The sequence below is a fragment of the Chroococcidiopsis thermalis PCC 7203 genome, from assembly GCF_000317125.1.
Classification (GTDB): domain Bacteria; phylum Cyanobacteriota; class Cyanobacteriia; order Cyanobacteriales; family Chroococcidiopsidaceae; genus Chroococcidiopsis; species Chroococcidiopsis thermalis.
The window spans coordinates 3438462-3462779 of record NC_019695.1; the positions used below are offsets into that span (position 1 = coordinate 3438462).

The window sequence follows — 24318 nt, forward strand, 5'->3', positions numbered from 1 at the left end:
TTCAGCCTCGTAGGTAGGTTTTAGGACTAGGATAGGTAGCTGACCATATCTTGACGGATTGTTGCGATGTCATGGATGACTGAAGCACCATTTCCATTCGGGGCAGATAGACCGATCGCTTTTAAATCTGCGTCCACCATTAAAGCAACAAGCTGCTCGAATGTCACGCTAGGAGTCCATCCCAATTTTTGTCGTGCCTTGGTAGAATCTCCAATTAGTAATTCTACCTCTGCTGGTCTGAGGTAGCGATCGTCGAATTCTACGTAGTCTTGCCAATTTAAATTTACATAGCCAAAAGCTAATTCGAGAAACTCGCGCACGGAATGGGTTTCACCCGTAGAAATTACGTAATCATCAGCTTGAGACTGCTGTAACATCAACCACATTGCCCTTACGTAATCTTTCGCATAGCCCCAGTCGCGCTTTGCGTCTAAGTTACCCATGTAGATTTTCTTCTGCTTACCACCCACAATGCGGGCAACAGCGCGGGTAATTTTGCGCGTCACGAAAGTTTCACCCCGACGCGGGCTTTCGTGGTTAAATAAGATACCGTTACAGGCAAACATCCCATAAGATTCGCGATAGTTGATTGTTTGCCAGTGAGCGTAAACTTTAGCACAAGCGTAAGGACTGCGAGGATAGAAAGGAGTTGATTCTTTTTGCGGAATTTCCTGTACTAATCCATACATTTCTGAAGAACCAGCTTGATAGAACCGAACTTCTATACCCGTCCGGTGTTGGTAATCGCGAATTGCTTCTAATAACCGTAACGTTCCCATGCCTACAGAGTCCACCGTGTATTCAGGGGAGTCAAAGCTAACGCGGACGTGGGATTGAGAACCTAAATTATAGATTTCTATAGGTTTGACTTCTTCTAAAATGCGTCGGAGTGTCGTGCCGTCGGTCAAGTCCCCATAGTGCAGAAACATCCGCACTCCTTCTTTGTGCGGGTCTTCATAAATATGATCGATCCGGTCTGTGTTAAACGTCGAGGTACGGCGAATGATTCCGTGTACCTCATAACCTTGTTCCAACAGAAACTCGCTCAGGTACGAACCGTCTTGACCTGTAATACCAGTAATTAAAGCTCTCTTTGTTTGCGTCATACTTAATACTATATTTTTCTTTTTCCCTAAAACAATAGAGCGAGAACGCTGCTACAACTTAAGCAAATAATGGCAAAATTGCCCTCAGAGAGATCACCTAGTCGTGCAGTTGCCGTCTGGTTGGCGTTAATGCCAGCTTGGCTAAAATACAAATTAACTTAAAGTTTGCTTTTCATTATTAAGTAATTATTGAGTAATTGCAAAGATTGCGTGGATTGAGAGGGCGATCGCTTCAGGCTGCTCGCTCTCGGCACTGTTTAGAACAGCACTAAATATACCGCTCGTAGAAACCGTAGGACAATGGATCGAAAAGAAAAGTAGTGTTTCCGATCGAAAAGGGGCAATTGATGCCCCTAAACGCAAAACTGATAATTTTCAGCAAACCATAACAAATCTCAAATGCTGACGGCTACAAGCTAACGGATACACTTAATAAGCGCCGTTATTTTTTGGTACAATTACCACAAATACCGTCTTTAAAATGACCCACACATCTAGCCACATGCTGTAAGAGCTGGCATAGTGAACGTCTATTTGCACTCTACGATTGTAAGGAATGTCATTTCTGCCCGACACTTGCCACAAACCAGTAATTCCTGGCTTGATGGTTAAGACCTTATCAATATGACGACCATATCGCGGTAGCTCTTCTGCTACCAAAGGTCGGGGACCGACGATACTCATATCACCCATAAGCACGTTCCAAAATTGGGGAAATTCATCTAGGCTAGTTAAGCGCAAAAAATGACCGACTTTGGTAATGCGCGGGTCTTGTTTTAACTTGAAATTATCCTCAAATTCCTGCCGCAATCCTGGCGACGAGGCAATCAATTCTGACAAAATCTCATCAGCATTGGCTACCATAGTACGGAATTTAATACAATAAAAAGGCTTGTGATTCCTGCCTACTCGTTCTTGAACGTAAAAGATCGGTCCAGGCGAACTCAAGGCGATCGAGAAGCCTAACACCAGATAAACTGGCGCAAATAAAATTAGAACGGAAAGCGAAAATAAAACATCGAACAATCTTTTGGCAAACTCTTTATTGAGTCGAGCGAGCAATAAACCCTTCGGTTTAGCTCTGGTTCTAAACGGCTCTTGCCCGCGTTTGACAAAAGCCTGTAACCGCTTGCCAAAGAGGAGTGAGCTTTGGGCTGTCATCATACTCCTAAACCATCCACACCACACATAGTCCCGATCTTAAAGCCAGAAGCACCATTCTGAGGCATATTTAATTTTAGAGGCTGTAAAACCAGCTAAAAATCAACTCCTAAGAACTAGGGACGAAGAACTCCTGACACGAGCGTTCTAGAAAAGCTAAAAACTGCTCTTCAAAGATTTTAGGGGTAAATTGAGTTGCCTGGGTGCGAATGCGATCGGAATCGAACGCTACCCAGTTGGCTTCAAATTTTTCCACAGCTGCCACCAATGCGTCTACTGTTTGCTCTAAAAAAAATATTCCCGTCGCGCTATCGGGGTAGCGGTGCAAGTCTCGCACTGTTTCCAACGCTCCCCCAGCACCCAAGGCGATGACTGGAGTGCCGCAAGCTTGAGCCTCGACGATCGCGATGCCAAAATCCTCTAGAGCTGCATAAACAAACGCTTTTGCTTGAGCCATATATTTCTCTACTACATCATTAGGCTGCGCTCCTAAAATTTGAACGTGCGACTGTGCCAGTTTGCGAATCTCTGGTAGTTCTGAACCCGTACCGATTACGACTAAAGGTTTTTTGAGTTGATTGAAGGCGCGGACAATGGTTGAGACTTGCTTGTAGCTGACCAATCGCGAGACCGTGAGGTAAAAATCTTGTTTGTCTTTCACCACGGGGAAGCGATCGATATCTACAGGCGGATAAATTACTGTAGCAGGACGACGATAGCAGCGCCAAATCCGGCGTGCCGTATGGTGAGAGTTAGCAATGAAATAATCAACACGGTTAGCGGCGATCGCATCCCACTGGCGCAGGTGATGGAGTAAATACCTAGTGGCAATTCCAGGTAGACCGCGACCCATGCGGCTAGAGCGGAGGTAATCGAACGTCATATCCCAAGCAAAGCGCATCGGACTGTGACAATAACAAACATGAAGCTGCTGGGGACTGGCAAGTACGGCTTTGGCAACGGTATGAGACGAAGAAACGATCGCATCATAGGCACGCAAATCTAATTGTTCGATCGCCAACGGCAACAAAGGGAGATATTTCTGTACGCCATTGCGCGAGAACGGTAAGTGTTGCAAAAATGTCGTACCAATTTTGCGTCCGAACAAATAACTTTGGGAATTTGTAGATTCAAAGTCAATCAGTGCATAGAGATCGGCATTGATGCATCTGAGAATTTCTCGCACGACTAATTCCGAACCGCCAGTAGCTTGAGGCGTTAACCACTCATGGACAAGGGCATATTTCAAGGTTACACTTAGCTGAATTTTGACTCTATGAGAATTTATAGCTTAAAAGAGAGTGACTAGTGACTAGAAAAACATCTAGCCACTAGCCACTCACCCCTAAACTGAGAGTAGACGAATTGGGGTTGGGTAATTATGCGAATTTTGATTATGGGTGGTACGCGCTTTATTGGTGTTTACCTAACCAAAATCCTAGTGGCGCAGGGTCATGAAGTGGTGTTGTTTAATCGCGGTAATCGCCCTATTCCAGTTGAGGGGATAACTCAGATTCAAGGCGATCGCACTTCTCCAGAACAATTAAAGGCAAAGCTATCTCAAGAACATTTTGATGCCATTTATGACAATAACGGCAGGGAACTGAGCGATACTCAACCGCTAGCTGAGATCTTTCACGACCGGGTGCAGCACTTTGTCTATATGAGTTCGGCTGGCGTGTACCTCCGCTCCGACCAAATGCCTCACGTAGAAGGCGATCCAGTCGATCCTAAGAGCCGCCACCGAGGAAAATACGAAACAGAGGCATACTTAGCTCAGGTAGGCTTGCCCTTCACGGCAATTCGTCCTACGTATATCTACGGAGCTAGTAACTACAACGATTTGGAAAGCTGGTTTTTCGATCGCATCGTCCGCGATCGACCTATTCCTATTCCCGCTAACGGGCTACATATAACTCAAATGGGTCATGTTGAAGATCTAGCTCAAGCTATGGCTCGGGTATTAGGCAACGAGAGAGCCATAGGGCAGGTTTATAACGTCTCTGGCGATCGCTACGTTACTTTTGATGGTTTAGCTCGCGCTTGCGCTGTAGCTGCCGGAAAATCGCCGGAGGAGCTAGCGATCGTACACTACGAGCCGAAAAATTTCGATTTTGGCAAGCGCAAAGCTTTCCCCTTGCGAATACAGCATTTTTTCGCCAGTGTCAATAAAGCCATTACAGAACTAAACTGGCAGCCAAAATACGACTTAATTTCTGGGTTAAAAGACTCTTTCCAAAATGACTACATAGCTACTGGACGAGACAAAGCCGAGGTAGATTTTTCTGTAGACGAAGAGATTTTGAAGTGAGGAGTGAGGAGCGAGGAGTGAGGAGTGAGGGAATTTTAGATTTTGAATTGCAATTCTTCCTCGTCCCCCTCGTCCCTCTTGTCCCCCTTGTCTCCCCTGTCCCCCTCAGCTCTCTTGTATTCCCCTCGCTCCTCGCTCCTCGCTCCTCGCTCCTAAAAAGTAAATCAACCCCGAAATCAAAGTCAAAGCGACAGAAAGCCAAAAAACTCCTAGTGCAGGGAGATGCCAAGTTGGGGGTAAGGGAGCGATCAATAAGGCGATCGCGGTAATTTGACTGACTGTTTTGAGTTTGCCCCAAAGATTTGCTCCCGCGATCGCATTTGTGCCTGTCAAGCTAGGAGAAACGCGCCAGCCTGCTATACCCAATTCTCGCGCCAAAATCAAAAATACTCCCCAAGCAGGAAGTTGTCCTAGCTGAATCAGCGATAACAGTGGAGCCAGTACCAGCAATTTGTCTACCAAAGGATCGAGGAATTTCCCCAGTTCAGTGATAGCGTTCAGTTTCCGGGCTAAATAACCATCCAGCCAATCCGTCAAAGCTGCAACCAAAAATACTGTTAAGCAAAACCAACGTGCGGTTGTTGTCGGTACTGGCAAAAGATAAAGCAGCAAAGGCAGGGCTAGAAGTCGAGAGAGAGTGACCCAGTTAGGTATATTCATCTATGCGAATGTAAGGAAATCATGAAGTTTAGATGAAGCTCAAGTCAGTAATTTGAAGAGAAATTGACTGCTGGACAGCTCTATTTCTTGAGTAAAATCTTTGAAGGAGCCAACTTTATATTATCTTTACAAAGTCCGAGTGGAACCAGGTTCTTGATAAAGATTCGGCAAAATGTAAGTTAAAGTACTGTCATTCTAGCCAAGAGAGAGATTATATTCGGGATACAAGTTCAGTAAATCTACTTCGGTAAATCTACCTCAGTAATACTACGATCTATCCGATCCAGGTTTTAGTCGTGACAATGTACCAAGCACCGTTCCCCACCGCCATCAAAACTGTCGAACTTAAGTCTCCCCAGACACTAGATGCAGTTCATCCATCAGCCAGATCGGCTTTTAAGAGATGTTTGGACATCGTTGGCAGCTTAGTCGGACTGTCGATCTTGGCAGTTATCTTCATCCCTTTAGCGATCGCCATTAAGTTAGACAGCCCAGGACCAATTTTTTACGGACAAGAGCGCTACGGACTGCAAGGAAAAACATTCCGTATGTGGAAGTTTCGTTCAATGGTTCCCAACGCAGACGCACTGAAGTCTCAAGTGCAAAATGAAGCATCGGGACTAATTTTCAAAAACACGCAAGACCCAAGAATTACGAGAGTGGGTCGTTTCTTAAGAAGCACCAGCCTAGACGAACTACCCCAATTTTGGAACGTATTAGTTGGAGACATGAGTTTAGTGGGTACTCGTCCACCAACTGCTGACGAAGTTGCTCAGTACAACGATCGCCACTGGCAAAGATTAAACGTGAAGCCGGGATTAACAGGAGAGTGGCAAGTCAGCGGACGCTCTAGCATCAAAGATTTTGAAGAGATTGTCAATCTCGACCTGCGCTACCAAAAAATGTGGCATCCCTTCTACGACTTGTTTATTATTGCTAAGACTGTGTACGTAATTTTTGCTAAAGTAGGTGCTTGCTAAGCAGCGGTTAACGATCGGCAACCAGTTGATATAGAATTCCTTGGGGGACGACCAGCCTGTATACGGCTGGTTTTTATTATGTCTAAATTATAAATGTAGGGGCGCATAGCTATGCGCCCCTACAAACATTATTACCACGAGATTTGCGATCGCTCTCGTACGACTTGTTGATACACTGCTTGGGTTTGTCGGGCTAACTTGCTCCAATTAAAGCGGCGATCTAAATCCTCATATGCATTGTCAACTAACCATTGCCGATAACCAGGATTTTTCAAAACCTCTAAAATTCCCCATGCCAGGGAGTCAGAGTTATTCGTCCAAGTCACAACTCCAGTCTTAGTATGCTGCACGACTTCTGGAAATCCGCCAGTATCGGAGACAACGACGGGTACGCGGGCAGCAAAGCTTTCTAGGGCAACAATACCAAACGGTTCGTAAAGGCTAGGAAACACGGCACAATCAGCTACCGCTTGGAATTTATCAAGAAAGTCATCGTACATAAAGCCCGTGAAATAGCATTTGTGCCAAATACCTAGATCCCAAGCTTGCCGCTTCAAAGCTTCGGTATTACCACCACCAACGAGTACGAATTTAGCACGACCTCCCATTTCCCACAGCACTTTGGGAGCTGCATTCAGCATTACGGATACGCCTTTTTCGTAAGTCATACGACCGACGTAGTAAACGATCTTCTCATCATCGTCAGCATATTGACGGCGGAAGTGCCAATAATCAAAATCTTGCCGTCTGTGCTTCTTTTCAGGACGGATACCGTTATAGATTACGTCGATTTTGTCCCAAGGACTCGCTAGCGCCCGTTCTACTTCGCGCCGCATGTAGTCGGTACAGACGATAATTCGCCAAGCATCATAAGCGAGTAATTGCTCTTTGCCATTGATGTAGCGCTGTTCTTCGGTATAGATACCGTTGTAACGACCGTGTTCTGTAGCGTGAATGGTGGCAATCAGCGGGATTTTAAAATTATGCTTGAGGGCGATCGCCGCATCTGCTACCAACCAGTCATGGGCGTGGATTAGATCGAACGGTTCTTCTTCTAAGATCAACTTTGCACCGTGGCTACCCATGCTCTCATTCATGTTCGCCACCCAATGGAAAAAGTCATTTCCCCAGGCAACGGGAACCCGGTGTACGTGGATTCCCTCAAAAAGCTCGTACATTGGTGCATGACCGAATTCCACTGTCACCATGTGGACTTCATGTCCTAGTTTGACGAGTTCGGGGTATAATTCCCCAACATGACGAGCAATGCCTCCTACAATGCGCGGCGGAAATTCCCAGCTTAATACGAGTATTTTCATCGACCCCAATCCCTGCGACTTACTTGCTGCTTACCTAAATCTATCAATCTATCTAAATGTATAGGATTGGGAATTGAATGAGTATTATCACTCAATTCTTCACAAAAATTAACTGTGTTGGTTTAGATTATAAGACTGCGATCGCCCCCCATTAACGATTACCAATTACCAATTACCAAATCACAAATTTTGCCGAAAAGCTAACCAAGCAGATGTGGCTTCGGGAAGTGAAGTGACACCTTTATGCAGCAAAATGACCCCATCTTGAAAGCCGACGATTCCATATTCGCCAGTATTAAAGAGCCGATCGATCAGTTTTACATTGTCTTGTAACTGCTGGCGATCGCCCGTGAAAGCTACTTGATATTGTTGCAGTTGCCAGAGGTCGGCAATTATATACTCTACCTGAATGACTTCCCTGGCATCGTTACGCAATTGCAATCCTGGTAGACGCAGAATCTCGCGACGGCTGGAAAGGTGAGGCACGATATGGGTCGTTGCCGATACACTCGCTTGTGGGGGAATTTGTGCTAGCAGCGATCGCATTTGGTTGACGTGTTGCCATTGACGCGGGAGGGAAATATGTACCCAAGGTTGAATCGAGTCGGGAATTAAAAAGTAAAGCGTCCGATTGGGATTGTAGGCAATTGTAATTACTAGGGAAAGACAAATACATCCAATCCAGAAGCGCTGAAACTTGGGCTTAAAGACTTTAGGATGCACTGACCACCACAAAATCGCGCCGTAAAATAATCCTGGAACGACGCTCATGGCATAGCGAATCGTAATTGCTAGAACGGATTCACCTTGACCTAAGAATAGTTTCAAAAGAGGGAAACCCGCGATCGCCCAAGCCGTGCCAGAAAGTGCGGGAACGAAAGCCAAAGGCAACCACTGCCCTAGTAAATACAAAAATGTCCCAGGAAAAGGAGCGATCAATTCTACGAGCAATCGCCAAGGATTACTGACAATTCCCCAAATAATCTCAACGGTAGAAGCATCTTCCCCAGTGGCATACTGTCCGAATCGCTCCATCATGAAACGCTTGGAAATATCTTCTGAAAATAGCGGCATGATCAGATTTGTCAAAGCCAGCATGTAGCCAAAACTAAGAATGCAAGTCGCTAAACCAGTACGGGGAAAGCGCCGACTTAAAACCATATAAGCGCCTACCCCAAATAACCCAATGCCGCTATCTTCTCTTACAGCTAAAAGCAACACTGCCAACAACCAAAATACCCACCACTTGCGCTTTTCCATTGCCAGCAGAATACCAAACGTCAATAAAGGTATTTGGCTGATGTCGTGGAAATTGGTTAAAGTTGGAGCAACAACAGCGATCGCGCCATAAAAACTGACGCTAATCATCGCTGCTAAGAGTGGTTCGAGATACAAGCGAGCCAAGAAGTATAAAACAATCCCAGCAGCGGTTACTAGAGCGACCTGTAACACGCTCAAAGTCGCCGGGGAGGGGAAAAGGGCATATAGCGGTAGCCAAACGAGTAAGGCAGGGGTAAAATGCTGTCCTAGACGATGGTAGTAAACTTCTGGGATTTCTCCAGCATGGACGACATTCGTGGAGAGGCTGGAAGAAAGAGAACTCTGGAAAAATCTACCGTGAATCCCATTCCAGAAAACTTGATTAAATATGCCCTGGTCGAAAGTAGCATAGAAGCTATAGTACCGATGTAAGACCAGAATTAATCCCACGAGCAAAAAAGCGATCGCACCACTGAGGAATAAATGGGTTCCTGGCTGCTTTTGCCATTTCAATAACATGACTCACTCACACTTAAATTAGAGAGATAAAGGGGACAAGGAGGACAAGGGGGACAAGGGGGACAAGGAGGACAAGGAGGACAAGGAGGACAAGGGGGACAAGGGGGACAAGGGAGAATTAATTGCAAATCGCTTGCTACTCGCTAATCACCAGTCAAGCAAGGATCTATCAAGCTCAAGCGACATCTCGGTATTTAGAATATAGTCTTTTGACACGCTCCTCACATCCCTGGCAGAGAAACACCTACAATCGAATAGTGACGACTTGAAGCCAAGATTGATTTTCACTAGGTCGATCTACATTAATTTGTATGCGCTGTAGTTATCAGAACTGCTCGTAAGAACAATTTTGCTATTTTTGACTTTTAATTTTTGACTTTTGACTTTTCTTTCCCATGCCTACTGCGCTTGCCGATACCAAAAACTTGCTCGCTGATGCGATCGCAAAATACTCTCACAAAGTCGATTATTTACTCATTCGCCTCGAAGAGTCCCAGGGAACAGATATTATGCTGCGGGGGAATAAGATAGAAACATTGAGCGAAGGAATTTCTATCGGCGGACAAGTTCGCGCGTGCTACAAAGGCGGTTGGGGATTGAGTAGTTTTAATCAGTTATCCGAGTTCAACTCTCGCATCGAAGAAGCGATCGCGGCAGCACGAATAGTAGGTAATGATGAAACCCTGCTAGCAGATATAGAACCAGTGCAAGCCACCTGCTTTGTCCCGTTGACAGGAACCGATCCGCGTCACGTTCCGCTAGCACAAAAAAAGGAATTGTGCGATCGCTATGGCGAAATTCTCAAAAGCGCCAGCGATCGAATTACGACTACGTCAGTCCGCTACGGTGATATTTGCCAGCGAGTCATCATCGCCAGTTCGGAAGGAACGTTAATCGATCAATCTTGGGTGGATATGGAAATGCGCTTTGCTGCAACTGCACGCGATGGCGATACAGTCCAGACAGGTAGAGAAACCACTGGTTCTCGCAAGGCTTATGAGGATTTAGTGAGTTTGGATGCCCAAGTTCAAAGTGCAGCTCGAAGGGCTGTAGCGGCTCTTTCTCTACCTTCAGTTAAAGGCAACACCTATACTGTCGTGATCGATCCGATCCTCTCTGGTTTATTCGTTCACGAAGCCTTCGGGCATCTTTCTGAAGCAGATATGGCGTATGAAAACCCCGATCTGCTAGAAGTTATGAGCATGGGACGGAGATTTGGACCCAAGGAGCTACAAATTTTTGATGGTGCAGCACCCCAAGGACATCGTGGTAGTTACTTCTACGACGATGAAGGAACCCCGGCGACAACGACGCAATTAATTCAAGATGGTGTTTTGGTTGGTAGGCTCCATTCACGCGAAACCGCTGGCAAGTTGGGAGAAACACCTACGGGAAACGCCCGTTGTCTCAGCTATCACTACGCGCCCATCGTCCGCATGACAAATACGTGGATCGAGCGGGGAACGACACCAGTAGCAGATTTATTTACTGATATTAAAGACGGAGTATACGCCCGCAACTGGTTGGGAGGGATGACTAATGGTGAAATGTTTACCTTCAGCGCGGGAGAAGCTTGGATAATCCGCAATGGTAAACTTGCCGAACCCGTGCGCGATGTCACACTCTCAGGAAATGTCTTTCAAACCCTAGCAGATATCGAGGCGATCGGAGATGATTTCTACTGGGATGAATCTGGTGGCTGCGGTAAAGGTGGGCAAAATGGTTTACCCGTTGGTTGCGGTGGTCCCAGCTTGAGAATTCGGAATGTGGTTGTAGGTGGAGAAGCGTATTGAATTCGGAATTCGGAATTCGGAATTAAATGTTTACTTCTCGTTCTTTGCGCCATTCTTTTAGAATTAAAGCCGATTGTAGGATAAAAATTAGTAGAGAGATACCCGCGATCGCGTCCATCCAAATTAATAAATGCATTTTCCCAGAAAATACATGTTGAGCTGAATAAAAGTAATGTCCTGGACTAGAAATTCCAGTTAGAGAATAAATCCCTAAACATGCATACGCAGCCAAAAACATGTCTTTAACGTACAATAAATAGCCAATAAAGCCAAATATTGTTAGTACACTCCACGCAAGATAAATACTATCTGGAGTAATCCAAGTAGGTTGGGGATATTTGTCATAGTTTACAAAATTATCAATGTAGTGAAGAATAGTTGAGATTCCATTAACAATGAGTAGAGCAAGTAGTAAAGTTTGGTTTTTCTGATTCTTCATCTTGCTATTTGTCCTAATTCTTCATCTTTTATTAGTCGCACAAAGACGCGAAGGCGCAAAGCTTTCTTTGTGTCTTTGCGGCTTTGCGTGACAATTTTAATACAACTTACTTTACAAGGCAAAAACAACAGCCGTCTTGTCAAATCTTCTTAAAAATGGTCAAATCTTGCTCAAATGCGATCGCGATACTTTTTGGGGGTAAAGCCTGTATGCTTACGAAAAATACTCGTAAAACGACTTTGATCGTGAAAGCCAACTTGTAAAGCAATATCAGCAATAGATAAGTCTTGCTTTGCTAGTAAAGATTTTGCTGCTTGAATGCGACAATTAAGTAAATACTGATGTGGAGAAAAACCAGTTGATTGCTTGAATAATCTAGCAAAATGATGGGGACTGATTTGTGCTAACGCGGCTAATTCAACTAAACTTAAATTTTTCTCTAAATGAGTTTGAATATAATCAATGACTTTTCTTAGTTTTGATTTAGGTAAACCTCCAGAAACTTCTTTTAGAGTAGAGGTTTGGGTAGAATAATGACGAACAATATGAGCAGCTAACATTGTGGTTGCTGACTCAGCGTAAAGGCGATCGCCCCCTCCACTAGATTCTAATTCTGTTTTCAGCGCCATGCCAATACTATAAATTAGCGGATCGTTAATAGCAGATTGAGGAATAATTTTATAGCAATCAATATTTATAGAATTATCTACAAAACGGCTTAATGTTTGCGGATCGAGATCGATTTCAATAAATTCAATTTCATCATTCCAATTTACTATATGCGGGGCAAATGCTGGGTAAATTCCAACTACACCTTTGGTATAAGTTTTTTGTTGCCAGCGCCCCTCTGCTTGCAATTCTACGTTTACAGGTTGCCCTGTATAAATCGTAATTGTATGTTGTAAAAAAGTTGCTTCAGGCGTTTCCCAAGCAGGCTGACGATAATACCCGACGTGAATGCCATCCCAATCTCGATTGGCGCTAGAAAGAATGGGCGCGACTGGTAGTATGGGAAAAATTGTCCCTTGCTGAAACGTGTCAACGACTAAAGGGCTTGTTGTCATTGGTCATTAGTCATCGGTTATTGATAGTGATTCTATTTAAATTATCAGAGTGAAAATGTAATAAGGGCATACAAATGTATGCCCCTGCTCGCGAATGTGAATGAAAATTGTTTGTGACTGTTTTATATCTGGTTCCGCTCTACGACTCGTTTGGAGATTTGCGGTTTTTTCAGCGGTTTTTTAAATTGGGCAAAACTGTTATTAGTAATTACAGAAATTGCCCGTGCATACTGCGGGTCTTGCCGCGTTGCAATTGAAGAAGGATTGGCAGCTAGCTGGCGTTTTTGAGTCTCGCTCAAGTCGATTTTAATATCTGGTGTAATGCCTTTATGACTAATATCCGTACCTTTAGGCGTGTAGTAATGGGCAACTGTTACTGCTAGTCCCGAACCATCGGACAGAGAATGGACTGATTGGACTAAAGCCTTACCAAAGGTTTGGCTACCAACTACGACAGCGCGTTGATGATCTTGCAATGCTCCCGCTAAAATTTCACTGGCACTGGCAGAATTACCATTGACCAAAACAACTAGAGGGCGCTGAGTCAGTGCGGTTTGATTGGCTGGTATTTCTTGACTAGCTCCCTGTCGGTCTACTGTTTTGACGATAGAGCCTTTATTCAGCCACATCCGTGAGATTTCTACCCCTGCTTGCAGCAAGCCACCTGGATTATCACGTAAATCCAGAACGAAGGCATTCACATTCTGGCGATTCAGGTCTTGAATTGCTTTTTGCATCTGCTCTGAAGCATGAGCGCTAAATTCCCGCAAGCTAATATAACCAACCCGCTTATTGCCCTCCCGCTTGAGGGTGTGTGTAACTGTAGGCAGCTCAATTTTCGCCCGCGTTAGCTTGAGGTCGAAGGCACTTTTGCCTTGCCGCTCGATTTTCAATGTGACAGGCGTACCTGCTTTGCCCCGAATTAGGCTTGAGGCAGCCTGCACGTCCATTTGTTGAGTTGGTTTACCATCAATTGCAACTATTTTGTCCCCGGCTTTAACTCCCGCTTTGACAGCAGGGGAATTTTGAATAGTCTCAACTACAGTTAAACGCTTAGTTTGTTTATTTAATTCCATCCGAATCCCCACTCCAGTAACTTCTCCTGAAGTTTGGCTCGTCAATGCCTCATACTGCTTGGGGTCGAGAAAGCGAGTATATGGGTCGTTCAGCTTAGCCAGCGCGACTCGGACAGCGGCGTAAGCTTGTTCGCGGTTAGTATATTCTCTACTTAATAAATCTTGTCTCGTTGCTTGCCAGTCTGTCTTGTTGAACGTGCCATCCACATATTCTCTAGTAACGAGTTGCCAAACTTCGTCAACTAAAGCTTTAGGGCTATTTTGCATCAGTGCGGCACGGACAGAACCACACCAGGGAGATAGCGCCAGAAACGATGTAGTGGCGATCGCTCCACCAAACAGAGCAAGTTGTAGGGAGGAGAGGCGTTTAATATATTGCATGAGGTTAGCAAGCAGAGGTTAGCAAATCGAAAGCTATATTGCTCATTACCCAACGGGTTGAGACAGAGTAGATTTCTTTTGAATATACACCCAGATAGCGTGTGATGGCAGCGAAATCGCAATTGCGATCGCCCTTTTATCTCTTTGTTCAAGCCATTATTCCCAACATACTCAGACAGATTAGGTTCGTCACAAACACTCTGTGACAGTTTACCTATTGTCCGAAGAAATATAAAGTTTAGATTTTGTCTAGATTTGCACTGCTATTTGTAAGATTAGCAACTATTGGTCAATTATATCTATTTCATTTTTGACGAGCGATTAATGTATTTTAGTAAAGTTTTTCACATATTTATTAAATCAATTTTCAGTTATTTAGTTATTAGTGAAGAAAGGGAATTGGGAATTGGGAATTAGGAATTGGTAGTTGGTAATTGGTTGTCTTGCTCCCTCAGCAACCTTGCGCTCCCGATCGCTCCCTCAGCTCTCTTCTCCCCTGCTCCTCTGCTTCCTTGTCCCCCTTGTCCTCCTCACCCCTCACTCCTCACTCCTCACTCCTAATTGAGCGGCATGGGCTTGAATGGTAGAGAGAGGAACCGTAGAAAAATACTGGCGTTGGAATTGTTCTTCTCGGACAGCTTGGGCAAATTTGTCTATTGCTTGCATGTAAGCGGCATCGGTAGCATAGAGATTTGTAGATGCGGCAACGTGCCACGGTACTTCTTGAGAAATATGAAAATAGCGGTCTTGAAAGCTAACATAAAAGCCCAAGTAGGAAAGAGCAGTAAATCCTAATCCTAAAAGGCGATCGCTAATTCCAAGCTTTTGACTGAGTTGCACGCGAGTCACCGTTTGTCCGGTACGGCAAAGGTATTTAGCAATTCCGACTAACTGTTGCCAGACTTGTGGTGGTGAGACTGGTTCGGGTGTAGTCCATGCCAAAACTAAAGACTTATTTTCAAACTGCGATCGCCGCATCCAGACACGTAACTCGTCCCAACAAGTGGGACAGGTACGCACGACAAGCGAGGATGGATCGCCTGTGAATGTATCGTCAACTGGGGCGATCGCCATACCACGGCAGTCGAGAATTTGAGGAGCGAGGGGCGTTAGCGAAGCGGGACGAAGTCCGGAGTGAGGAGTGAGAGATAAAGAGTCGGAAGTACGGACGGCAATGAGGCGGACTTCGTAACGTTGTTTATTTTTGAACGAGTTGTAGTCGAGTTCTACAATACAGTCACAGCGTCCAGTCGGGATCTCGTCTTTATAATGTCCCCACCACACACCAGGAAAACTAGTTTTAGTCGAGTCATCCCGCAAATTAAAATCTGTTTTGATATATTGCACTTTGTTTCCCCGCCAATCTTGTTGGTTGCGATGCCAAGTGTTTTCAAACCAGCAATTTTGAATCAGCAGTTTTGGCACGGGATTACCCATACCACAGGGTTCGAGTAGTTTCAGTTCTAAAAACAAATCTCTCCCTAAATCGGCTACTGTCACCACCAGATCTGCTTGTACGGACGGTACAGCGATCGCGCTTCCCTGCTGTCGGAGTTTTTGGTTAATCGCTGCGGTAAATAGCGGTATATTCTCAACGGGTATGCTTAATCCAGCCGCAAAAGGATGTCCGCCAAACCTATGCAGTAAATGCGCTTGATCTTTCACTAACTGGTACAAATCGATATTACCGACAGACCGAGCTGAACCGCGAGCAAGTGCGGGAGTTGGGAGAGTGGCTAGTGGCTGGTGACTAGTGGCTAGAATTGCTCCCTCAGCTTCCTCAGCTCTCTTATCCCCCTTGTCTCCCTTGTCTACCTTGTCCTCCTTGTCCCTTTGTTCCCCTTCCGTACTCAACAAAATCGTAGGACGACCCGTTTCTTGAGCAATTTGTCCGGCGACGAGTCCTAAGACTCCAGGCGACCATTGGGAATCTACGAGAACGATAACGCTAGTGGTGGAGAGATCGATTTCTGACTTGAGTTTTTGGGCAACTTGCTGGGAAACTTCTTTTTGTAAAGACTTGCGACGAGTGTTTGCCAATTCGGTTTCTTGGGCAAGGCGCTCGACTAAGTTGAGATCGTCGCTGGTCAGTAATTGAACGCAAAAGCTTGCGTCACCTTGAATTCGGCTCACAGCGTTGATGCGGGGACCCAAGCCGAAAGAAATATCTGTGGGGCGATCGCCACTTTTCTGACACATTTCTAATAATCGCCCTACTCCTGGTCGCCGTCGCTGTTGAACTGGTTGTTTATAATCCTGTTGCATCCGTTCAATACCCAATTGAGCTAAATAACGGCAATCTCCACTCAGTTGTACTAAATCGGAAATTAACCCAATAGCGACGAGATCGAGTAAATCCTCTAATGGTTGTCGCGGTACATTTGGTAAAAATTGATATAAGGCTTCGACAAGTTTGTAGGCAACTGCAACCCCAGATAGATGAAATAATTGATGCTCTGAAGGAAAGTAACGCGGATTAATTATTGCAGTCACAGGTGGACGTTCTGCGGGTAAAGTGTGGTGATCGGTGACAATCGCATCAACGCCCAAAGATTTCGCATAGAGAATTTCTGCAACATTCGTGCTACCAGTGTCGCAAGTCACGATTAACTTACAGTTATCGCGGGCAAGCAGATCGATTCCAGGGCAGTTCAACCCGTGCGACTCGGTAAGGCGGTTGGGGATGTAATAGGAAAGTTGGGTATGTTGACAGAAAAATTGTCCCAATCCATCCCATAAAACCGCTGTAGAAGTGATACCATCAGCATCAAAATCACCCCAAATTGCCACTTTTTCTTGGCGATCGCGAGCAATTTGCAATCTTTCTACTGCTAAGTGCATTTCTTGCCCAAATTCAAATGGGCTAGCAGGTTGATAGCAGCGAGGATTGAGATATCCAGGTAACTCCTCTCGCGCTTGAACTCCCCTTTGCCATAACAGTTGTGCCGCAAATCCTGCGCTAGGGGCATATTCCCTAACTGCTTGCACGAACCACTCTGGGGGCTGTTCTGTTGGGACGATCCATTGTGGCTGGGAGACGTTCATAGGGAGGGGACAAGGGGGACAAGGGGGACAAGGGGGGACAAGGGGGAACTCGCTCTTCCCCGCGACCGAAGGGAGTGGGGATTAGGGGGCGAAGGGGGACAAGGAAGTAATTCCAGCCACCAGCCACCAGCCACCAGCCACCAACCACCAGCCACTCACCAATTACCAATTACCAATTACCAATTCCATTTGCGATCGCAGGCATAATCGCTTTATGACTATTTGAAGTGTAGCGACATGACTACTAAGCGCGTACTCGTTATTGATGATGAAGATGGTGTCAGAGAAATTATCCAATTCAGTCTCGAAGCAGTAGCAGGGTGGGAGGTTTTGCCAGCAGCTTCTGGTAGTGAAGGCATAGACATAGCTCAAGCTCAACAACCTGATGCGATTCTACTAGATGTGATGATGCCAGACTTAGATGGACCCGCAACATTTCAGCAACTACAGGCAAATACTACTACTTGTCATATTCCCACAATCTTTCTCACTGCCAAAGTCAGAACCAGCGAACAACAGCAATTACTTGATTTAGGCGTAGCGGGTACGATCGCCAAACCTTTCAAAGCCCAGGAATTGGTAGCACAAATCTGCGATATCCTGCAATGGAGTGAATAAGGAAAGATGGGAGTCGGGAGTCGAGAGTTGGGAATTGTAGGGGCGGGTTTAGCCAAAGATTTACAACTAAAGCAATCTCCCCTCAAAACCCGCCCGTACCAGAATCGGGGGAAGGTAGCAGAGGAGGCTAGGAGCAGAGGGGCAACAACCAAAAAACCATCAACCGTCAACAGTTCACAAATTATTCACATTAATATCCTAATTTCAAATTGTCGGTCACGAGTTGACTCTTTCCCGACTTGAGCAAGGCAGAATCTTCTATTTTCTTCCGATTGTTAAGACCGCTTCTTTCTTCTCCCTTGCCTTCCCTACCCGCTTACCGAGCATGGTAGAGCTGGAGCGAGAGATCGAGACTGCCTCAGCTAGCTTCCATCTTGCCAGACTAGATACTCCTACTTGAAGCGAAGCATAATTGGAATACATCATGAAATTCAAACACTCTCAACTGCTTTCTACTAAATTCGTAGCTGGATATTTGTTGTTTCCTCCTAAAAACAAAAGCAAGAGAGTCAGGATAGGAAGACAAAGATCGCTTCAACAAGCGGAAGGGCAATTGCCCGTTCAAGTTACTTTAATTAAGCAGCAAGTAAAAACTGTAGCACCTCGAAATCATCTTCAGCAGCAATCGAAACCAGCTAAACGACGAGTTTTTACTATTAAAGAGTTGTTTGAGAAATATGAAGAATCTTATCAAAACGCTCTATATTTGGAAGCAATCAAGTTTATTCTAGAGCAGATTTTTTGGGATAGCTCTAGTTATCTAGAGGAATAAGTTTAGCCAACAAGGTTAGTACGATAAATATGCGATCGCCTGGGTAGCGATCGTTTTTTGCACTCAGTTAACGTATCATGTGTTATCTAAGCAATCGGGATGATACTATGGCAGCAGGCTGGAGAACATAAATTCACTAGCAGACGATTTCACTAAATAAACTCCGATCTCCTTTCTTTTTCAGAGGTATTTAGCATGATAGATTTTCAATTGCAGGGTATCAATCATATTGCCTTGGTCTGCAAAGATATGGCGCGTACAGTAGATTTTTATACTAATACTTTAGGGCTAAAACTGGTTAAAACAATTGCCCTCCCTGATGGTGGGCAGCATTTCTTCTTTGATGTTGGTAACGGCGACGCGATCGCATTTTTTTGGTTTCCTCAAGCACCAGCTGCTGCGCCTGGAATTGCATCAGTTAATCCTGAAGGATTGCAAAATGGTAATTTCACAACCGCCCATGCTTCGATGAATCATCTTGCTTTTAACGTACCTCTAGAAAAACTAGAAGAGTACAGAGAAAAGTTAGCTGCTAAAGGTGTAACAGCTACACCTGTATTACATCATGCAGATGTTCCATCTGGTTTTGTTAACGAACTCGATGAAAATACATTTATTTCATCCTTTTATTTCTTCGATCCCGATGGAATTTTGCTTGAATTTGCTGCTAATGTTCGCACTTTAGGCGATCCTGCAAGAGATGTTTCACATATACCTGCAACAGTAAATAGTAATTAAAGAGGAAACTGACAACGGGCAAAAAGAAACAGTGAAATTTAAGTTTAGAAATGAAAGTTTAGGGTGGGCATTGCCCACTGTATTACAAAATATCTGTTGTTCGTAAACGAGCTAGAAGTGATAGACGGACAAACATGGTATTAAATTGCACGAATTCATTAGTCACGTTAGCAACTCAAGATTTTGAATTGCTAGTCAATTTTTATCAGCAACTTCTAGAGCAAACTCCGCTCGATCGAATTCCTAATATTTATGCAGAATTTCAGGTGACTGGTTTGCGTTTGGGCATATTTAAACCTAAAGCATCAAACCAAGCAGAATTTATGAACTCAACTCAAAGCAGCATGAGTTTGTGTTTAGAAGTAAAAGATCTAGAAGCAGCGATCGCCCATCTCACTAAAATCGGCTGTCCACCACCAGGGCAAATTGTTACAGCCTCCCACGGCAGAGAAATTTACGCATACGATCCTGATGGTAATCGGATTATATTACATAGCAGTTCTAAATGATTTGTAAAGTAGGCTTCTAATCTGCGGCAGGCTAGAAGCCTGCTCCACGCTTATGAATCAAATAGGTTGCTATATCAGGCAAAAAACTAGGCTGTAATAGTAGTATGCAATAGAGGTGCTCGCGAAAGAATTTTGAGTACATCTGCTGAGAGAAAAAATTTTATGACATAATTTGCGATCGATACCAATACGATCGCACGACTTCTGTTTTTTTTATGAGTTTCAAAAAATCTCTGTTTAGATGGTTGCCGCAGCATTCGTCACACTTCGCGATCGCGCTCTTTTTTGTAGGCTTGTTGTTGACAGCGATCGCTCTATTCAGTCAACCTAGCTTTAGTAGTTCAATTTCTGCCATGCAGCCAGCGATTCAGGAGTATGCTATGAGTAACTCTCAACTATCTGAAGCAGAATTAAAAAAAGCTTTGGGAGAATTGAGCGGCTGGAGTATAGAAGCAGGAAAACTCCACCGTCAGTATCAGTTCAAGTCTTTTGTAGAAGCCTTTGGTTTTATGTCGAGTCTGGCACTAGTTGCCGAATCGATGGGTCATCATCCAGAGTGGTTTAACGTCTACAATCGCGTTACGATCGATCTAACGACTCACGATGCTGGCGGAATTACAGCCAAAGATGTAGAACTTGCCCGTAAAGCCAACCAACTCGCGCCATCTAAGTGAGTAGTGAAGAGTGACTAGTGGCTAGCGATCGAAAAGATTCAAGCCACTAGCCGCCAGCCACTAGCCACCTACTCATAACCAATGACTAAGGAAAAACCTTTATCAGAAGCAGCACTCATCAAAGAGGTTTGTCGGCGAATTCGCGTTGCTAGAAGCTACTGGGATGCTCATAATAATGCTGCTTGTCGTGGCGAACGCGATCGCGCTTTAGCGCTCTACAATACTCTTACGCCGGAGCAAAAAGACCAAATTCCCCAAGTTTTAAGAGTTTGGCTGCGTTATCGCAGTGAAAAGTATTTCGGTTCCCACAGAACCCCACCCCGCTCGCAAGTCAAAAGTCAAAAGTCAGAAATCAAAAGTCGCAATTAACTGGTAACAGGTCACTGGTCACTAGCCACTAGCCACTAGCCACTAGTCACTGGTCACTGATGCCGCTGTTCTAGCCAAGTTAAAACTTCCTGATGCGATTCGAGTTGAAAGGTGCGATCGCTAGTTGGCTCGTAGATTTTCCATCGCGTCTGTCCGGTAGAATCTGTTATCTCGCTAATCTGCGGCTCGTTGTTGCTACACCACAAATTTTGCCAGGAACCCCAAATGTCTCGAAACAAAGACAGTATTTGGACTTCTAGTAACTCTTTGGCTGGTGGATGTCTTCTGATTAGTTCCAGCTCTCTGTAGTTGCGCCATTGTTCGTAAGTTCTCATCATATATCTTCCTCACACTTTGTTACGTTTGTTGTCTACTGAATCGATTCAGTTTCCATTTCATGCTAAACAATTTTTCTGAATCGATCAAGTTCCCTAAAATCGTATTTATAGGGAAAATTGGAGGAAGATAGATGTTAAAGGCATGAAGCAGAGTAAAGCTAGAAAATCCATCACGCTACTGGATGTTGCTAGAGCAGCAGGGGTATCTCGTACAACGGTATCAAATGCGTTTAATCGACCCGATCAACTTTCTCCAGAAGTTCAACAGAAGGTGTTGGCGGTGGCGAAGGAGATGGGTTATGCGGGTCCAAACCCAATGGCAAGAATGCTGCGGACAGGACAAACAGGTGCAATCGGCTTGATATTTTCGGAAGCACTACCCTATGCTTTTAACGATCCGGTATCGATCGCCTTTTTACAGGGAGTATCGAAAGTATGCGAGCAGGCAAAGGCTAGTTTATTGATCGTTCCAGCTTTAGACTCCGACGTTGCTCAGCAGACGATTCAACAAGCAGCAGTAGACGGCTTCATCCTTTACTGTATTCCCGATGAGAGTGAGGCAATCGTGCGTGTTTTGGAACGACAGATGCCAGTAGTAGCAGTCGATCAACCCGTACTAAAAGGTATACCATTCATTGGCATTGACGATCGCCAAGCTGCTCGTACCGCAGCATTACATTTACTCAGTCTCAATCGCAGGGACTTAGGCATCATTGCGATGGATTTACACAACGACTCCTATGCAGGACCAGTTGATGCCCAACGACTCAAAAGCGCCATTTTTCGCAATGCATTGCACCGTTGGCGCGGTTATGCTGATGCCATCCAAGCGGCAGGTATCGATCCTACTCTAGTGCCAATCGAAGAGACTCCCAACAGCCACGGTGTAGAGGGGGCTTTTGCTGCGGCGATCGCTTTATTGCAGCGTCATCCCAGACCGACAGGAATTCTTGCTATGAGCGACATGTTAGCACTGGGGGCATTACGGGCAGCAGAAAATCTAGGGTTAAAAGTTCCCGAAGATGTGGCAATCGTTGGCTTTGATGGTATTCCCCTTGCCGCTCAAGTGCGACCCTCGTTGACAACTATACAACAACCTTTAGTCGAAAAAGGCGCGATCGCGGCGGAAATTCTCTTAGGTATTCCCAATAAAAAAACAACTCTTATCTTAGAGACAAAACTCATCGTCAGGCAATCTTCTGTAAAAGGGAGCGGGGAGTAGGGAGCGCACGAGCAGGGAGCTGAGAAACTGAGAGGCTTCAGTCTCCTGCCGCAATCTCTTCTAGCTTATGGCGATCGCGCAGCACGATTTGACCACCGCGATGATAGCTGACAATTGGTTGCAACTGTTTGAACAAACGCACGCATTCTTCATAGGTAATGCCGATGCTGCGGGCAATTTGATAATAGGGAAGACGCGATCGCAAACATAGACCCGCTGTCGTTGTCTCCGTGCCTTCTTCCACCACAGAAGTATGAATTAACCGTGCCAGCCGCACGATCGCTCGTTCTGATGCCAATCCATGAACGGTATTGTGCAAATGTTGTAGGCGATCGTTCATCACAACTAAAATCCGCAAGGCAACTTCTGGATTTTGACGAATCATTTCTAAGAGTACAGCGCGATCGACGGTGAGAATTTGGCAGTCGCGATCGCTCACCACTGTTGCAGGTGAAATTCCATTACCAAATAGGGAAGGTGCGGCAAATAATTCTCCTGCTGACAAGGTTCGCAGAATGGTTTCTTTCCCCGTAGAAGCGGTTTTCTTGACCTGAATTGTGCCACTTAGAACTGAAAAGAGTTTCGCAGGTAGGCGATCGCTCTCATGTAAAATAATTTCTCCGCGCCGATAGTTTTTGATTACAGTATGAGGTTCTAGATCTGCCAGTTGTTCTGGTTCCAAACCTGAAAAAATTGAAATTTGCTGCAATTGTTCGGTTGTTGCCTGCATAACTAACAGTTATCAGTTATCAGTTCTCAGAGCATTGCCCACCTTACCATAATAGGTGGCATCTAACGAATTTACAATTAATAATTAATGAAGATTCTTCCTCTCAGACTCAAGCCCAGCCAAGATTTAAGACAAAGTTTAAAAGACTTCGTTCAGACACAGAATATCGAAGCAGGGTTTATTTTAACTGCAATTGGGAGTTTGAAGCAAGCAGCGATTCGCTTTGCCGATCGCGAGGAAATTACAATATTGCACGATAAATTTGAAATTCTTTCTCTGAATGGCACGGTTGCTAATACAGGCGTTCATTTACATATTGCCATTAGCGATCGCAATGGCAAAACAATTGGTGGACATTTAGTTGATGGTTGCATCATCTACACCACTGCTGAAATAGTTATTGGTGTGAGTGAAGAATTTCGTTTTCTTAGAACCACAGATCCAGAAACGGGTTATCTAGAATTAGAAATTGATTTTAATAAATAGCAAATCTACTTTCATCATTAGTTTTTGATAACTTTCCTTTGAACAACGACACATGAATAAAAAAGATAAACTACCTTTTGCGCTCTTCTTTGCATCTTTGCGTCTAACGCTACGCTTCGCCTACGGCTGATGCGCGAAATAAAAACATTTCTTTAAACGCACTAGGTACTGTTGTGTTTTAAAACATGAGCTACCTTAAAGAAATTCTTGCTAGGAATTGTCAGGATGTGAATAGCACGAGTACAAGCAGAGAACGATATGGTAGCCGCTCAAAAAAACACTATTGCGTCTCAAGTCGAAACCCTCGCCAGACTTTACTTAGAAGGCAACCCCGCTGAAATTTCAGATGAAGCGATCGCCCAGATGTGCGATTGGCTGATGGGTGAGTTTCAACAACTGCCTCTGAATCTGCAATTTTCAGACTACATGCGCTATGACAATCCCAAACAGATGTTTGCCGATATTGAACGAGGTCATCTCTGGGTTTCTGCTGATAGCTACGATGGCTCTATTTACCCCAACCCGATCTACGGCTTTATCTTCTTGGCAATGCACGATTACGACCACTATCTGACTGGAAGTGATTTCACCTTAGAAGGAGAAATCGCCGCTTATAATGCCGCAGCCAAACGCGCGCCAAGTTTAACCATTCAGAAGATTCTATATTCAGAAATTGTCTTGCGATCGGCAGCACATTTATTTTTAGGTCATGCACCTAATCCTAAAGTTGTTTTTCCCTAGTTGGACT

Annotated in this window: 26 protein-coding genes; 13 read left to right on the forward strand and 13 right to left on the reverse strand. The window is 44.8% G+C overall.

Features of this window, described 5'->3' with window-relative positions:
• Nucleotides 1–26: 26 nt before the first annotated feature.
• The 3 genes from gmd to CHRO_RS15110 all read right to left on the reverse strand — a co-directional run bounded on the left by gmd (nt 27) and on the right by CHRO_RS15110 (nt 3516).
• A complete protein-coding gene (gene gmd, locus CHRO_RS15100) occupies nt 27–1106 on the reverse strand; it encodes a GDP-mannose 4,6-dehydratase (RefSeq protein WP_015155096.1) in 1080 nt (359 codons plus the stop codon).
• Nucleotides 1107–1535: 429 nt separating this feature from the next.
• Nucleotides 1536–2267, reverse strand: a complete 732-nt coding sequence (locus CHRO_RS15105; protein WP_015155097.1) for an undecaprenyl-phosphate galactose phosphotransferase family protein — start codon at nt 2265–2267, stop codon at nt 1536–1538.
• A gap of 109 nt (nt 2268–2376) precedes the next feature.
• Entirely contained in the window at nt 2377–3516 is a 1140-nt protein-coding gene (locus CHRO_RS15110) for a glycosyltransferase (RefSeq protein WP_015155098.1), read from the reverse strand.
• 132 nt (nt 3517–3648) lie between these two features.
• Between CHRO_RS15110 and CHRO_RS15115 the strand changes: the two genes are divergently transcribed.
• Complete coding sequence (locus CHRO_RS15115; protein ID WP_015155099.1) at nt 3649–4578, forward strand: NAD-dependent epimerase/dehydratase family protein; 930 nt, start codon at nt 3649–3651, stop codon at nt 4576–4578.
• A 105-nt stretch (nt 4579–4683) separates the two neighbouring features.
• Here the strand turns inward: CHRO_RS15115 and pgsA are convergent, their stop codons facing one another.
• Nucleotides 4684–5238, reverse strand: coding sequence for a CDP-diacylglycerol--glycerol-3-phosphate 3-phosphatidyltransferase (gene pgsA / locus CHRO_RS15120; protein WP_015155100.1), 555 nt, complete (start codon nt 5236–5238; stop codon nt 4684–4686).
• Nucleotides 5239–5540: 302 nt separating this feature from the next.
• On the opposite strand from pgsA, the gene CHRO_RS15125 reads away from it, so the two are divergent.
• A complete protein-coding gene (locus tag CHRO_RS15125; protein WP_015155101.1) occupies nt 5541–6218 on the forward strand; it encodes a sugar transferase in 678 nt (225 codons plus the stop codon).
• A gap of 131 nt (nt 6219–6349) precedes the next feature.
• On the opposite strand, the gene CHRO_RS15130 is transcribed toward CHRO_RS15125, so the two are convergent.
• Together CHRO_RS15130 and CHRO_RS15135 are read right to left on the reverse strand one after the other, a co-directional pair.
• Nucleotides 6350–7537, reverse strand: a complete 1188-nt coding sequence (locus CHRO_RS15130; RefSeq protein WP_015155102.1) for a glycosyltransferase family 4 protein — start codon at nt 7535–7537, stop codon at nt 6350–6352.
• A 180-nt stretch (nt 7538–7717) separates the two neighbouring features.
• The gene (locus tag CHRO_RS15135; RefSeq protein WP_015155103.1) at nt 7718–9316 is read right to left on the reverse strand and encodes a DUF2079 domain-containing protein; all 1599 of its coding nucleotides are present in this window, start codon (nt 9314–9316) and stop codon (nt 7718–7720) included.
• Between the two features lie 395 nt (nt 9317–9711).
• On the opposite strand from CHRO_RS15135, the gene CHRO_RS15140 reads away from it, so the two are divergent.
• The gene (locus CHRO_RS15140) at nt 9712–11109 is read left to right on the forward strand and encodes a TldD/PmbA family protein (protein ID WP_015155104.1); all 1398 of its coding nucleotides are present in this window, start codon (nt 9712–9714) and stop codon (nt 11107–11109) included.
• A 22-nt stretch (nt 11110–11131) separates the two neighbouring features.
• Here CHRO_RS15140 and CHRO_RS15145 read toward each other — a convergent pair whose 3' ends face one another.
• From CHRO_RS15145 to CHRO_RS15160, 4 genes are all read right to left on the reverse strand, one after another.
• Nucleotides 11132–11548, reverse strand: a complete 417-nt coding sequence (locus CHRO_RS15145; protein ID WP_015155105.1) for a hypothetical protein — start codon at nt 11546–11548, stop codon at nt 11132–11134.
• 170 nt (nt 11549–11718) lie between these two features.
• Nucleotides 11719–12612 carry a helix-turn-helix domain-containing protein gene (locus tag CHRO_RS15150; RefSeq protein ID WP_015155106.1) on the reverse strand — a complete coding sequence of 298 codons (894 nt, stop codon included), beginning with the start codon at nt 12610–12612 and terminating at the stop codon, nt 11719–11721.
• A 122-nt stretch (nt 12613–12734) separates the two neighbouring features.
• Entirely contained in the window at nt 12735–14069 is a 1335-nt protein-coding gene (ctpB, locus tag CHRO_RS15155) for a carboxyl-terminal processing protease CtpB (protein ID WP_015155107.1), read from the reverse strand.
• 537 nt (nt 14070–14606) lie between these two features.
• Nucleotides 14607–17114 (reverse strand): single-stranded-DNA-specific exonuclease RecJ, encoded by a 2508-nt coding sequence (locus CHRO_RS15160; RefSeq protein WP_015155108.1) that lies wholly within the window; start codon nt 17112–17114, stop codon nt 14607–14609.
• On the opposite strand from CHRO_RS15160, the gene CHRO_RS32335 reads away from it, so the two are divergent.
• Complete coding sequence (locus CHRO_RS32335) at nt 17052–17321, forward strand: hypothetical protein (RefSeq protein ID WP_181824161.1); 270 nt, start codon at nt 17052–17054, stop codon at nt 17319–17321. The two genes, CHRO_RS15160 and CHRO_RS32335, sit on opposite strands and share 63 nt — an antisense overlap.
• A 30-nt stretch (nt 17322–17351) precedes the next feature.
• Nucleotides 17352–17732 carry a response regulator gene (locus tag CHRO_RS15165; RefSeq protein WP_015155109.1) on the forward strand — a complete coding sequence of 127 codons (381 nt, stop codon included), beginning with the start codon at nt 17352–17354 and terminating at the stop codon, nt 17730–17732.
• 258 nt (nt 17733–17990) lie between these two features.
• On the opposite strand, the gene CHRO_RS32340 is transcribed toward CHRO_RS15165, so the two are convergent.
• Nucleotides 17991–18158, reverse strand: coding sequence for a hypothetical protein (locus CHRO_RS32340; protein WP_158266000.1), 168 nt, complete (start codon nt 18156–18158; stop codon nt 17991–17993).
• Between CHRO_RS32340 and CHRO_RS15175 the strand changes: the two genes are divergently transcribed.
• From CHRO_RS15175 to CHRO_RS15195, 5 genes are all read left to right on the forward strand, one after another.
• The gene (locus tag CHRO_RS15175) at nt 18157–18504 is read left to right on the forward strand and encodes a hypothetical protein (protein ID WP_015155110.1); all 348 of its coding nucleotides are present in this window, start codon (nt 18157–18159) and stop codon (nt 18502–18504) included. The two genes, CHRO_RS32340 and CHRO_RS15175, sit on opposite strands and share 2 nt — an antisense overlap.
• A 195-nt stretch (nt 18505–18699) precedes the next feature.
• Nucleotides 18700–19242 carry a VOC family protein gene (locus CHRO_RS15180; RefSeq protein WP_015155111.1) on the forward strand — a complete coding sequence of 181 codons (543 nt, stop codon included), beginning with the start codon at nt 18700–18702 and terminating at the stop codon, nt 19240–19242.
• A gap of 134 nt (nt 19243–19376) precedes the next feature.
• Entirely contained in the window at nt 19377–19751 is a 375-nt protein-coding gene (locus CHRO_RS15185) for a VOC family protein (protein WP_015155112.1), read from the forward strand.
• Between the two features lie 215 nt (nt 19752–19966).
• Complete coding sequence (locus CHRO_RS33810; protein ID WP_245570484.1) at nt 19967–20425, forward strand: 4a-hydroxytetrahydrobiopterin dehydratase; 459 nt, start codon at nt 19967–19969, stop codon at nt 20423–20425.
• 81 nt (nt 20426–20506) lie between these two features.
• On the forward strand, nt 20507–20794 hold the full coding sequence (locus CHRO_RS15195) for a hypothetical protein (RefSeq protein ID WP_015155114.1): 288 nt from the start codon (nt 20507–20509) through the stop codon (nt 20792–20794).
• 53 nt (nt 20795–20847) lie between these two features.
• Here CHRO_RS15195 and CHRO_RS15200 read toward each other — a convergent pair whose 3' ends face one another.
• Complete coding sequence (locus CHRO_RS15200; protein WP_015155115.1) at nt 20848–21132, reverse strand: hypothetical protein; 285 nt, start codon at nt 21130–21132, stop codon at nt 20848–20850.
• A gap of 142 nt (nt 21133–21274) precedes the next feature.
• Between CHRO_RS15200 and CHRO_RS15205 the strand changes: the two genes are divergently transcribed.
• Complete coding sequence (locus CHRO_RS15205; RefSeq protein WP_015155116.1) at nt 21275–22354, forward strand: substrate-binding domain-containing protein; 1080 nt, start codon at nt 21275–21277, stop codon at nt 22352–22354.
• A gap of 37 nt (nt 22355–22391) precedes the next feature.
• On the opposite strand, the gene CHRO_RS15210 is transcribed toward CHRO_RS15205, so the two are convergent.
• A complete protein-coding gene (locus tag CHRO_RS15210; RefSeq protein WP_015155117.1) occupies nt 22392–23084 on the reverse strand; it encodes a Crp/Fnr family transcriptional regulator in 693 nt (230 codons plus the stop codon).
• Between the two features lie 87 nt (nt 23085–23171).
• Between CHRO_RS15210 and CHRO_RS15215 the strand changes: the two genes are divergently transcribed.
• Nucleotides 23172–23570, forward strand: coding sequence for a PPC domain-containing DNA-binding protein (locus CHRO_RS15215; RefSeq protein ID WP_015155118.1), 399 nt, complete (start codon nt 23172–23174; stop codon nt 23568–23570).
• Between the two features lie 258 nt (nt 23571–23828).
• Complete coding sequence (locus tag CHRO_RS15220; RefSeq protein WP_015155119.1) at nt 23829–24311, forward strand: hypothetical protein; 483 nt, start codon at nt 23829–23831, stop codon at nt 24309–24311.
• Nucleotides 24312–24318 lie beyond the last annotated feature (7 nt).

Coding starts and splice junctions, on each gene's coding strand:
- CHRO_RS15165 (WP_015155109.1), top strand. CDS start 17,352: ATGACTACTAAGCGCGTACTCGTTATTGATGATGAAGATGGTGTCAGA.
- gmd (WP_015155096.1), bottom strand. CDS start 1,106: ATGACGCAAACAAAGAGAGCTTTAATTACTGGTATTACAGGTCAAGAC.
- CHRO_RS15180 (WP_015155111.1), top strand. CDS start 18,700: ATGATAGATTTTCAATTGCAGGGTATCAATCATATTGCCTTGGTCTGC.
- CHRO_RS15210 (WP_015155117.1), bottom strand. CDS start 23,084: ATGCAGGCAACAACCGAACAATTGCAGCAAATTTCAATTTTTTCAGGT.
- CHRO_RS15185 (WP_015155112.1), top strand. CDS start 19,377: ATGGTATTAAATTGCACGAATTCATTAGTCACGTTAGCAACTCAAGAT.
- CHRO_RS15195 (WP_015155114.1), top strand. CDS start 20,507: ATGACTAAGGAAAAACCTTTATCAGAAGCAGCACTCATCAAAGAGGTT.
- CHRO_RS15175 (WP_015155110.1), top strand. CDS start 18,157: ATGAAATTCAAACACTCTCAACTGCTTTCTACTAAATTCGTAGCTGGA.
- CHRO_RS32340 (WP_158266000.1), bottom strand. CDS start 18,158: ATGATGTATTCCAATTATGCTTCGCTTCAAGTAGGAGTATCTAGTCTG.
- CHRO_RS15150 (WP_015155106.1), bottom strand. CDS start 12,612: ATGACAACAAGCCCTTTAGTCGTTGACACGTTTCAGCAAGGGACAATT.
- CHRO_RS15140 (WP_015155104.1), top strand. CDS start 9,712: ATGCCTACTGCGCTTGCCGATACCAAAAACTTGCTCGCTGATGCGATC.
- pgsA (WP_015155100.1), bottom strand. CDS start 5,238: ATGAATATACCTAACTGGGTCACTCTCTCTCGACTTCTAGCCCTGCCT.
- CHRO_RS15105 (WP_015155097.1), bottom strand. CDS start 2,267: ATGACAGCCCAAAGCTCACTCCTCTTTGGCAAGCGGTTACAGGCTTTT.
- CHRO_RS15115 (WP_015155099.1), top strand. CDS start 3,649: ATGCGAATTTTGATTATGGGTGGTACGCGCTTTATTGGTGTTTACCTA.
- CHRO_RS15135 (WP_015155103.1), bottom strand. CDS start 9,316: ATGTTATTGAAATGGCAAAAGCAGCCAGGAACCCATTTATTCCTCAGT.
- CHRO_RS15145 (WP_015155105.1), bottom strand. CDS start 11,548: ATGAAGAATCAGAAAAACCAAACTTTACTACTTGCTCTACTCATTGTT.
- CHRO_RS15205 (WP_015155116.1), top strand. CDS start 21,275: ATGAAGCAGAGTAAAGCTAGAAAATCCATCACGCTACTGGATGTTGCT.
- CHRO_RS15200 (WP_015155115.1), bottom strand. CDS start 21,132: ATGATGAGAACTTACGAACAATGGCGCAACTACAGAGAGCTGGAACTA.
- CHRO_RS15220 (WP_015155119.1), top strand. CDS start 23,829: ATGGTAGCCGCTCAAAAAAACACTATTGCGTCTCAAGTCGAAACCCTC.
- CHRO_RS15215 (WP_015155118.1), top strand. CDS start 23,172: ATGAAGATTCTTCCTCTCAGACTCAAGCCCAGCCAAGATTTAAGACAA.
- CHRO_RS15125 (WP_015155101.1), top strand. CDS start 5,541: ATGTACCAAGCACCGTTCCCCACCGCCATCAAAACTGTCGAACTTAAG.
- CHRO_RS15160 (WP_015155108.1), bottom strand. CDS start 17,114: ATGAACGTCTCCCAGCCACAATGGATCGTCCCAACAGAACAGCCCCCA.
- CHRO_RS33810 (WP_245570484.1), top strand. CDS start 19,967: ATGAGTTTCAAAAAATCTCTGTTTAGATGGTTGCCGCAGCATTCGTCA.
- ctpB (WP_015155107.1), bottom strand. CDS start 14,069: ATGCAATATATTAAACGCCTCTCCTCCCTACAACTTGCTCTGTTTGGT.
- CHRO_RS15130 (WP_015155102.1), bottom strand. CDS start 7,537: ATGAAAATACTCGTATTAAGCTGGGAATTTCCGCCGCGCATTGTAGGA.